The organism is Allobosea sp. (assembly GCF_030694325.1).
GTDB lineage: Bacteria > Pseudomonadota > Alphaproteobacteria > Rhizobiales > Beijerinckiaceae > Allobosea.
Genome location: NZ_JAUXYO010000244.1, coordinates 1 through 10473, shown reverse-complemented (window position 1 = coordinate 10473; position 10473 = coordinate 1). Strand labels below are relative to the sequence as shown.

6 protein-coding genes are annotated in these 10473 nt (G+C 68.0%); 5 read left to right on the top strand and 1 reads right to left on the bottom strand.

Going from position 1 to position 10473, the window contains the following annotated elements:
- Nucleotides 1-127 precede the first annotated feature (127 nt).
- On the bottom strand, nucleotides 128-2896 hold the full coding sequence (locus Q8M82_RS16240; RefSeq protein WP_305692366.1) for an Rne/Rng family ribonuclease: 2769 nt from the start codon (nucleotides 2894-2896) through the stop codon (nucleotides 128-130).
- Between the two features lie 659 nt (nucleotides 2897-3555).
- Here Q8M82_RS16240 and Q8M82_RS16235 point away from each other — a divergent pair.
- The 5 genes from Q8M82_RS16235 to Q8M82_RS16215 form a co-directional block, all read left to right on the top strand.
- Nucleotides 3556-4812: an N-acetylmuramoyl-L-alanine amidase gene (locus Q8M82_RS16235; protein WP_305692365.1), complete on the top strand. Its 1257-nt coding sequence runs from the start codon at nucleotides 3556-3558 to the stop codon at nucleotides 4810-4812.
- A gap of 147 nt (nucleotides 4813-4959) precedes the next feature.
- Nucleotides 4960-7407 carry a penicillin-binding protein 1A gene (locus Q8M82_RS16230; RefSeq protein ID WP_305692364.1) on the top strand — a complete coding sequence of 816 codons (2448 nt, stop codon included), beginning with the start codon at nucleotides 4960-4962 and terminating at the stop codon, nucleotides 7405-7407.
- Between the two features lie 117 nt (nucleotides 7408-7524).
- Nucleotides 7525-8653, top strand: a protein-coding gene (gene prfB / locus Q8M82_RS16225; RefSeq protein ID WP_305692363.1) for a peptide chain release factor 2 whose coding sequence is annotated in 2 segments (ribosomal slippage) — nucleotides 7525-7593 and nucleotides 7595-8653 — 1128 coding nt in all. Because the reading frame shifts where the segments join, the coding sequence is not laid out codon by codon here.
- A gap of 111 nt (nucleotides 8654-8764) precedes the next feature.
- Nucleotides 8765-9295 (top strand): CDP-alcohol phosphatidyltransferase family protein, encoded by a 531-nt coding sequence (locus Q8M82_RS16220; RefSeq protein ID WP_305692362.1) that lies wholly within the window; start codon nucleotides 8765-8767, stop codon nucleotides 9293-9295.
- A 108-nt stretch (nucleotides 9296-9403) separates the two neighbouring features.
- Nucleotides 9404-10473 (top strand): AI-2E family transporter (locus tag Q8M82_RS16215; protein WP_305692361.1); only part of this gene is annotated, 1070 nt, incomplete at its 3' end.

Genomic DNA, 10473 nt, shown 5'->3' with positions numbered 1-10473 from the left:
TCGGCCTCGAGCGCCGCGGCGATCGCCGCCGTGCCACCGCCGAGCCCGCGGGCGCCCGCAGCCGGCTGATCGCCACTCCGTTCGTGAAAAAGGCCGCTGCGGTGTCCCGCAGCGGCCCCTGGTCTTGTCAGCCTCGGCCGGCCAGCTTGTTCCACCAGCCGCCGCGCTTCGGGCGGTCCGGATCAGGCGGGGTCAGCACCACCGCGACCGGCTCCTCGATCGCCCGCGGCGCGGGGGCCGGGGCGGGCTCCGGCTCCGCGACGGGAGCGGCCTCGACGGCTGCCGGCGCGGGAGCCTCAGGGGCAGCAACGGCCGCGACCGGCTCGGCCGCGTCGCCACCTTCGGTGATCGGCACGACCTTCTTGCGCGAGCGGCTGCGCTTGGGCTTCTCGGCTTCGACCGGCGCGGCCTCGACCTCGGCGGCCGGAGCCTCGGCGGTGACCGTCTCCGCGGCGGCCTCGAGCGGCTGTTCCGCTTCGCCCTTGGGCTTGCGGCTGCGGCGGGCGCGCTTGGGCTTCTCCTCGGCGACGGGCTCGGCCGGCTCGACCTCCGGCTCGGCGCTGATGGCGGCAGGCTCGAACGCCGTCGCCGCGTCCTCGCTCACGCCGTCCGTGGTCAGCTCGTCGCCGTCTTCCTCGCCCTCGTCATCGCCGCCATCGGCCTCGTCGCTGCCGCCGTCGAGACGCACGCCATTGGCGTCACGCTCACCGCCACGCCGACGACGCCGACGCCGACGGCGCTTGCGCCCGCCGTCGCCACGCTCGCCTTCGGCACGATCCTCGCCGCCAGCCGTCGCGACGGCCTCTGTCACGCCGACGTCGTTTTCGGCATCGAGCGCCTCGGCTTCAGCCGCGGCGTCGAGAGCGTCCTCGTCGAGATCCGACAGCGCCGCTTCCGCCTTGATCGACGACGGCACGATACGGCCCTCATTGCCGACGAACTCGCCGCGCTCGACCTCGAAATAGCGGGTGCCGAGCAGCGTCGCATCGGTGTTGATGGTGACGGCGATGTTGAAGCGCGCCTCCAGATCGGCGAGATGCGCGCGCTTCTGATTGAGGACATAGAGCGCCACTTCCGGGCGCGTCCGGACGTTGAGATTGTGCGAGGCGCTCTTGATCAGCGTCTCCTCCAGGGCGCGCAGGATCTGCAGCGACACCGAGGAGGCCGAGCGCATCATGCCGGCGCCGGCGCAATGCGGGCAGGGCACGGAGGAGCTTTCCAGCACGCCGGTGCGGATGCGCTGGCGCGACATCTCGAGCAGGCCGAAGGCCGAAATCCGGCCGACCTGGATGCGGGCGCGGTCGTCCTTCAGGCATTCTTTCAGCTTCTTCTCGACCGCACGGTTGTTGCGGTTCTCCTCCATGTCGATGAAGTCGATCACGATGAGACCGGCGAGGTCGCGCAGGCGCAGCTGGCGGGAGATCTCCTCCGCCGCTTCGAGATTGGTCTTGAGCGCCGTGTCCTCGATGTTGTGCTCGCGGGTCGAGCGCCCGGAATTGATGTCGATGGCGACCAGCGCTTCGGTCTGGTTGATGACGATGTAGCCACCCGACTTCAGCGTCACGGTGTTGGAGAACATCGCGTCGAGCTGGCTCTCGATCCCGAAGGAGGCGAAGAGCGGCGTCTGCTCGCGATAGGGCTTCACGCTCTTGGCATGGCTCGGCATGAGCATGCGCATGAAGTCTTTGGCTTCGCGATAGGCCTCGTCGCCGGCGACGTGAACCTCGTCGATGTCCTTGTTGTAGAGGTCCCGGATCGAGCGCTTGACGAGGTTGCCCTCCTCATAGACCAGCGCGGGCGCGACCGAGGCGAGCGTCAGCTCGCGCACGCTCTCCCACATGCGCATCAGATATTCGTAGTCGCGCCGGATCTCGACTTTCGTGCGCGAAGCGCCCGCGGTCCGCAGGATCAGGCCCATCCCCTCGGGAACCTCGAGCTCCTGGGCGATTTCCTTCAGCCGCTTGCGGTCCTCGGCATTGGTGATCTTGCGCGAGATGCCGCCGCCCTTGCCGGTGTTCGGCATCAGCACCGAATAGCGACCGGCGAGCGAGAGATAGGTCGTCAGCGCCGCACCCTTGTTGCCGCGCTCCTCCTTGACGACCTGCACCAGGATGATCTGGCGGCGCTTGATCACCTCCTGGATCTTGTACTGGCGGCGCGAGCTGCGCTGCGGGCGCTCCGGCATGTCGTCGAGGGCGTCGCCACCGCCGAGCTGCTCGGGCTCCTCGTGGTCGCCGTCGTCCTGACCGTTCTCGTCGGCAGATCCGTCCGATTCGTCCTCGTCCCGTCCGTTGTCATCCTCGGATGGGGCGCGAGCCTCGGAGGCCGGCGTGGTCTCGCCGCCGGTGGTCTCGAAAGTCAGCGGCGCCGCGTTCTCGATTGAATCCTCGGTCTGCGATTCGGCAATGGCCGGAGCGAACTCCTCGCCGAAGGCGGGAGCCCCCTCGCTGACCATCGCGGCTTCCTTGCCGTCGGTCTCGACGGCCTCGGCGCTGACGGTCTCGTCGGTCGCGGCCTTCTTGGCACGTCCGTCGCGGTCGCCCCGGCGGCCACGGTCGCGGCGGCCGCGCTTTTCGCGCTTCTCTTCGTCGCGCTCGTCCTCCCGGTCGGCACGGGCCTCGTCGGCCAGCAGCGCCTGCCGGTCGGCGACCGGGATCTGGTAGTAGTCGGGATGGATCTCGGAGAAGGCGAGGAAACCGTGGCGGTTGCCGCCATATTCGACGAAGGCCGCCTGGAGCGAGGGCTCCACGCGCGTCACCTTGGCGAGATAAATGTTGCCCCGGAGGGGTTTGCGGCTGGCAGCCTCGAAATCAAATTCCTCGATCCGCGATCCGCGGACCACCACGACCCGGGTCTCTTCCGGGTGGGTGGCGTCGATGAGCATCTTGTTGGCCATAGGTATTTTCCATGGGCGCGGCCGCCAGCGATACCCGCCGGGCTGCGGACAGAGATCCGCGGCCGCGGGCAGGGGCGCCGCGCTGATGCCGGCGAGCGCCGGCGTGTTGCAGGAGCAAAGGCCGGAGAATGCCGGCATCTGGGACGGGGAGGTGTTCGGTCGAGACAGAAGAGCGGCTCGGGAAAGCCGGCCGGGCGAAAGCCCCGGCGCAGTCCCGCAGGTATTGACGATTCACCGTAGAACTATGCGGCGTCGTGTGCCCCGACATCTGTCCTGACCTGCGGCCCACCTGCCTCGGAAGGCGAGGCGCACCGCGTTTGCACGCTCGCGAGAAGCTGGCCTGGTGCTGTGGAACACGGGCACCGGCGCCGGCCGTCTGCGGACGATCCATTGTGGCTGCCCTCTTGCAGTCCGACCCCGGACGCCGACGGGTCTCGACCCGGATGCGCACCATGGGCGGCCCTGCAAGGCAGCCAACCCCATTACAGACAGGTGACCGTGATTTGCAAGTCACATCGCGTCTCGGCCGACGTGTCGCCTGCGCGGCCCGGTTCACCGGGTAGACGGCTCGTGGTAACGGCCTGTTAGGAAATCGCGTCACTATGGTTAAGCCTTGGTGACGACAGCTCGGGAAGATGCACCTGACGCCTCCTTCGTTCATGGCCAGAATTGCGGCGCGGATCCATCGGCTCCTGCGCCCCGCCTGCCTGGAGCTCGGCGTGCTGGCCGGCCTGGCCGTCCTCGCGCCGGCGTCGTCCAACAACCGCCCGCAGAACGATTTTCCCGTCGCCACCGATGCCCGGCTGGAGCAGGTCGGCGACATCGTACGTCTGACCATGGCGCTGTCACGCCCGCTCGACGTCAGGGCCTGGGTGCTGGCGGGGCCCGATCGCGTCGTGATCGACCTGCCCTCGACCAATTTTCAGGTGCAGCCTGCCGTCGCCCGCAGAAGCGTGGGTGTGGTCGGCGCCTTCCGATTCGGCCTGTTCACCGCCGAAAGAGCCCGCATCATCATCGACCTGACCCAGCCGGCGGTCATCGCCCGGGCCGAGTCACGGCCGGTGCGCGGCGGCTTCGGTGAACTCGTCATCGAGGTGCGTCGGGCCAGCCGCGCCGAGTTCGCCGCCGCGGTCGCGCAGGCACCGCCGCCGGACACGGTGCCCGCGACGGCGGCCCCGGTGCCGTCGAGGCCCTCGGGCGAGATGCGCCAGACGGTCGTGATCGACCCCGGCCATGGCGGCATCGATCCCGGCGCCGTCGTCGCCGCGATCGCGGAGAAGAGCGTCGTGCTCGCCTTCGGCGCCAAGCTGAAGGAGCAGCTCGAGGCGAGCGGCCGCTACCGCGTGCTGATGACGCGCGAGGACGACCGCTTCGTCCCGCTGGCGGAGCGCGTCGGCATCGCGCGGGCGGCGGGCGCCGATCTCTTCATCTCGATCCATGCCGATTCGCTGACGCAGGCCCAGGAGGTGCGCGGCGCGACCGTCTACACCGGCTCGGAACGCGCGACCGACGCCGAAGCGGCGCGGCTCGCCGCCAAGGAAAACCAGGCGGACGCGGTGGCGGGGCTCGATGCGAGCGAGGACACCCAGGACGTGGCCGGTATCCTGATGGACCTCGCCAAGCGCGAGACGCGCACCTTCTCGTCCGTGTTCGCGCGCAATCTGGTCGAGACGCTCGGCGGCTCGGTGAAGATGCACAAGGTCCCGCTGCGTTCGGCCGGATTTCGCGTCCTCAGCGCGCCCGACGTCCCCTCGGTGCTGATCGAACTCGGCTACATGTCGAGTCCGAAAGATGCCGAACTGCTCAATTCCGCCGAATGGCGAGCCAAGGCGGTCGGCGCGGTGGCGGCCGCCGTCGACGGCTATTTCCTCAACACGCGCGCGCCGGCCGGCAAGGCGGCCGACAACCGCCGTTGAACACGACGCGACCGGGGGCGACGCGACGATGCGTCATGTGGTCGCGAGGCCACGGTTTGGCCACGGGCGCCGTGTTATAGAGCTGATTTGAAAAGGGCCGTCCGGCTTCGCTGCCGGCTGTTCACGAAGCAAGGGCCAGGGCCTGAGATGCGGTTTATCCTGCGACTGTTCGGTTGGTTGTTCGCCGCTGGCGCCATCGCCTTCGTGATCGGCGCCGCCGTCGCGGGCGTCCTGCTCTGGCATTACTCGCAGGACCTGCCCGATTCAGCGCAGCTGCGGAACTACGAGCCGCCGGTGATGACCCGCGTCCATGCCGGCGACGGCTCGCTGATCGCCGAATTCGCCCGCGAGCGCCGGCTCTATCTGCCGATTCAGGCCGTGCCGAAACTCGTGATCGAGGCCTATCTCTCGGCCGAGGACAAAAATTTCTACAAGCATATCGGCGTGGATCCCGAAGGCCTCGTGCGCGCGGCGATCACCAATTTCCGCAACCGTGCCGCCGGCCGGAGGCCGCAGGGCGCCTCGACCATCACCCAGCAGGTGGCCAAGAACTTCCTCGTCGGCTCCGAGCAGAACATCGAGCGCAAGATTCGCGAGGCCCTGGTCGCGCTACGAATCGAGTCGACCTACTCCAAGGACAAGATCCTCGAGCTCTACCTGAACGAGATCTATCTCGGCGCGCCGGCGCCGGGGCAGGGCAGCTACGGCATCGCCGCCGCGGCGCTGAACTATTTCGGCAAGTCGGTGCATGAGCTGAACCTGCACGAGGCCGCTTATCTCGCCGCGCTCCCCAAGGCGCCGACCGATCTCCATCCCTTCCGCAACCGGGAGCGCGCCATCGAGCGCCGCAACTACGTCATCGACCGCATGGTCGAGAACGGTTTCGTCGGCCGCGAGATCGGCGACCAGGCGAAGAAGCAGCCGCTCGGCGTCAACCCGCGAACGGTTTCGCCCAACAACATCGCCGCCGGCTATTTCGCCGAGGAGATCCGCCGCGAACTGCAAGACCGCTACGGCGAGAAGAAGCTGCTCGAAGGCGGTCTCTCCGTGCGCGCCACGGTCGATCCGAAGATGCAGCTGATGGCGCGCAAGGCCCTCGTCGACGGCCTGGTGCGCTTCGACGAGGCGCGCGGCTGGCGCGGCGCGATCCAGAAGCTCGAACTCTCCGCCCGCGACTGGGGGCTCGCGATCGGCGAGTTGCCGGTGCTGGGCGACGTCGCGCCCTGGCGCTTGGCCGTCGTCCTCGATGTCGCCGGCGACAGCGCCCGCCTCGGCCTGCACCCGCTGCGCGAGACTTCGGGCCATCTCAAGAACGACCGCGACACCGTCACGCTCGGGGCCGAGGGCATCAAGTGGACACGCCGCGCCCGCGTCTCTCAGGCCGTCGCGGTGGGCGATGTCGTCTATGTCGAGCCCATGGAAAACCGCCCGGGACAGGTGCGCCTGCGCCAGTTGCCGGAGGTGAACGGCGCGATCACCGTGATGGACCCGTTCTCGGGCCGCGTGCTCGCCATGGTCGGCGGCTTCAGCCACGACCAGTCGGAGTTTAACCGGGCGACGCAGGCGATGCGCCAGCCCGGCTCTTCCTTCAAGCCCTTCGTCTACGCCACGGCCCTGGACAACGGCTACACGCCGTCCTCGATCGTGCTCGATGCCCCCGTCGAGATCGACCAGGGCGGCGGGCTCGGCATGTGGACGCCGAGCAACTACGACGGCAAGTTCACCGGTCCGCGGACGCTGCGCTACGGCATCCAGTTCTCGAAGAACCTGATGACGGTCCGGCTCGCCAAGGACGTCGGCATGCCGCTGATCGCCGAATATGCCCGCCGCTTCGGCGTGTACGACGACATGCTGCCGGTGCTGTCGATGTCTCTGGGGGCCGGCGAGACCACGGTCATGCGGATGACGGCTGCCTATGCGATGCTCGTCAACGGCGGCAAGAAGATCCGGCCGACCCTGATCGACCGCATCCAGGACCGCTGGGGCGCCACCATCTTCCGGCACGACCAGCGCATTTGCGAAGGCTGCAACGCCGAGAAATGGGCCGACCAGCGCGAGCCGCGCCTGATCGACAACCGCGACCAGGTGCTCGACCCGCTGACCGCCTATCAGATGGTCTCGATCATGGAGAGCGTGGTCAACGCCGGCACGGCGACCGTGGTCAAGTCGGTCGGCAAGCCGCTGGCCGGCAAGACCGGCACGACCAACGACGCCAAGGACGTCTGGTTTGTCGGCTTCTCGCCGGACCTCGCGGTGGGCGTCTATATGGGCTTCGACAAGCCGAAATCGCTCGGCACCTCGGCGACCGCCGGCCAGTATGCCGCGCCGATCTTCCGCGACTTCATGATGGCGGCGCTCAAGGACAAGCCGGCGACGCCGTTCCGCGTGCCGGCCGGCATCAAGCTGATCCGCGTCGACCCCAAGACCGGCATGCGCGCGGGCGGCGAGGGCGGAATCCTCGAGGCCTTCAAGCCCGGCACGGCGCCGCCGGACAGCTATTCGGTGATCGGCGCGGCCGGCGACGGCATGACGCCCTTCAGCGTGGCGCCGGGTGGCGGCCGCGCCGTCGGCTCCGGCACCGGCGGGCTCTACTGACGTTCGCGTCCGTGTCGGGCCTGCCCTGAAGTCGCGCATGGCGGGAGAGCCCGTCATGCCGTTTACACCGGGCCCGTTCCCGCTTATCCCGACGCCAGATTCATCAAGGCCTTTCGCATGCGCCCAGAAATCCAGACGCAACTCGACAACGCCAAGCAGTCGATCGGACTGCTGAGGAGGCATCTTTGACTGGGATCAAGCCCAGCGCCGCCTCGCCGAACTGAACGCCCTCTCCGAGGGACCCGACTTCTGGAACGATGCCGACGCCGCGCAGAAGCTGATGCGCGAGCGGACCTCGCTGGAAACCCAGATCGAAGGCATCCTCAAGCTCGAGCGTGATCTCGACGACGCCCTGACCTTCATCGAGCTCGGCGAGATGGAGGATGACGCGGCCTCGATCGCCGAGGGCGAGGCTGGCATCAAGGCCGTCGAGGTCGAAGCCGCACGCCTGCAGGTCGAGACGCTGCTGTCGGGCGAGGCCGACATGCTCGACACCTATCTCGAGATCCATCCCGGCGCCGGCGGAACCGAAAGCCAGGACTGGGCCGAGATGCTGCTGCGCATGTATCGGCGCTGGGGCGAGCGCCGGAAGTTCAAGGTCGAGACGCTCGAATACCAGGACGGCGACACCGCCGGCATCAAATCGGCGACGCTGCAGTTCAAGGGCCACAACGCCTATGGCTGGCTCAAGACGGAAAGCGGCGTGCACCGGCTGGTGCGGATCTCGCCCTTCGATTCGAATGCCCGCCGGCAGACCTCGTTCGCCTCGGTCTGGGTCTATCCCGTCGTCGACGATCGCATCGTCATCGACATCAACGAATCCGACTGCCGGATCGACACCTACCGCGCCCAGGGAGCGGGCGGTCAGCACATCAACACCACCGATTCGGCCGTGCGCATCACGCATATCCCGTCGGGGATCGCGGTGTCCTGCCAGCAGGAGCGCTCCCAGCACAAGAACCGGGCCAAGGCCTGGGACATGCTGCGCGCGCGGCTCTACGAGGTCGAGCTGAAGAAGCGGGAAGAGAAGGCCAATGCCGAGCAGGCCTCCAAGACCGATATCGGCTGGGGCCACCAGATCCGCTCCTATGTGCTCCAGCCCTATCAGCTGGTGAAGGACCTGCGCACCGGCGTCGCGTCCACCGCGCCGTCCGAGGTGCTGGACGGGGCGCTCGATCCTTTCATGGAGGCCTCTCTGGCGCAGCGCGTCTACGGCACCGAGGTCGAGGTCGAGGACATCGACTGATCAAGGCGGGGCGGCCGCGCGGGGGCGCCCCAACCGACGCGCCCGCTCCGCGATTTCCGCTTTGCGGCCCGATCGACTAGCGTCCTGCCGCACCCGTCGCGGAGCCGCCCCATGACGCTGCCCAACCTCATCACCGTCGCGCGGTTATTGATGGTCCCGCTCGCGATCATGATGATCCTGGACGCGCGCTGGCTGGCAGCCTTTCTCGTCTTCGCGATCGCGGGGCTTTCCGATGCGCTCGACGGCTACCTCGCCCGTCGCTTCGCCATGGCCAGCGACCTCGGCGCCTATCTCGATCCGATCGCCGACAAGGCGCTGATCGTCTCGATCTACGTCACCCTCGCGCTCGTCGGCGCGGTGCCGCCCTGGCTCGTGGTCCTGGTGGTGTCGCGCGACGTCATGATCGTCGCGGCGGTGATCCTGTCCTGGATGATGAGCAGGCCCCTGCCGATCGCGCCTTTTTCCGTCAGCAAACTCAACACGCTGGCTCAACTCCTCTTCGCGGCGCTGCTGCTCGGCTCGCGCGCCTTCGGCTTCGAACCCGGCCTCGCGATCACGATCGGCGCCGGCGTGGTGGCGGTGTTGACGCTCGCCTCGATGGCGGCCTATCTCGCCTTCTGGCTGCGCCATATGGCGGCGTGAGATCGCCAAGCTGTCGTCTCGCCGGTGCGATTGTTCTGCGCGATCTTGGAACCTTCACTCCGCCGCTCCATTTGTCGTCGGCACCACCGGATCCGCGAAAGGCCAGAGATGACACTGCAACGCCAAATCGGGTTCTGGCTGCTGTCGCTGGCGGTGCTCGTGCTGTTCCTCGTCGTGTTTCGCGACGTCCTCCTCCCGTTCATCGCGGCCCTGGCGCTGGCCTATCTGCTCGACCCGCTGGCCGACCGCCTCGAACGCATCGGGATGAGCCGGCTCGCGGCCACCATCGTCATCCTCGTGGTGTTCCTGATCATTTTCGTGCTCGCACTGGTGCTGCTGGTGCCGCTCCTCGGCCAGCAGTTGGCGGGGCTGGTGGCGCGGCTGCCGGCCGATGCACAGCGCCTCCAGACGCTGGTGCTGGAGCAGGGCGGCCCCTGGCTCGAGCGCTTCGGCGGCACCAAGCTGACCGAGGAGGCCCAGAATTCGCTGGGCAACCTCGTCGGCGAGGCGACCAAATGGGTCGGCAGCGTGCTTCAATCGCTCTGGACCGGCGGCACGGCCATCGTCGGCGTCTTCTCGCTCCTGGTGCTGACCCCCGTGATCGCCTTCTACCTGCTGGTCGACTGGGATCGCATGTGCGCCACCGTCGACAGCTGGCTGCCGCTCGACCACCGCGATACGATTCGCGGCCTGCTGCGCGAAATGGACGTCGCCATCGCCGGCTTCCTGCGAGGCCAGGCTCTGGTCTGCGTTCTGCTGGGCCTCTTCTATGCTGTGGGGCTGACCCTGCTCGGGGTCAATTTCGGCGCCCTGATCGGCATCATCTCGGGCTTTCTCTCGTTCATCCCCTATGTCGGCTCGCTGACCGGGCTGGTGTTGTCGGTCGGCGTCGCCATCGTCCAGTTCTGGCCGGACTGGACCTGGCCGCTGGCGACGCTCGCCGTCTTCGCCGCCGGGCAGTTCCTCGAGGGCAACATCTTCCAGCCGAAATTCGTCGGCGACTCGATCGGCGTCCACCCGGTCTGGCTGATGTTCGCGCTGCTGGCCTTCGGCTCGCTGTTCGGCTTCCTCGGGCTGCTGCTCGCCGTGCCGGTCGCCGCCTCCATCGGCGTCGTCGTGCGCTTCGGCATCGAGCGGTATCTCGAGAGCAAGATCTACCGAGGCGATGGACCGGTGCT

What these genes read in the sequence shown, in the direction of transcription:
- Q8M82_RS16240 (WP_305692366.1), bottom strand. Translation starts at nt 2,896, where the DNA reads ATGGCCAACAAGATGCTCATCGACGCCACCCACCCGGAAGAGACCCGG.
- Q8M82_RS16235 (WP_305692365.1), top strand. Translation starts at nt 3,556, where the DNA reads ATGGCCAGAATTGCGGCGCGGATCCATCGGCTCCTGCGCCCCGCCTGC.
- Q8M82_RS16230 (WP_305692364.1), top strand. Translation starts at nt 4,960, where the DNA reads ATGCGGTTTATCCTGCGACTGTTCGGTTGGTTGTTCGCCGCTGGCGCC.
- Q8M82_RS16220 (WP_305692362.1), top strand. Translation starts at nt 8,765, where the DNA reads ATGACGCTGCCCAACCTCATCACCGTCGCGCGGTTATTGATGGTCCCG.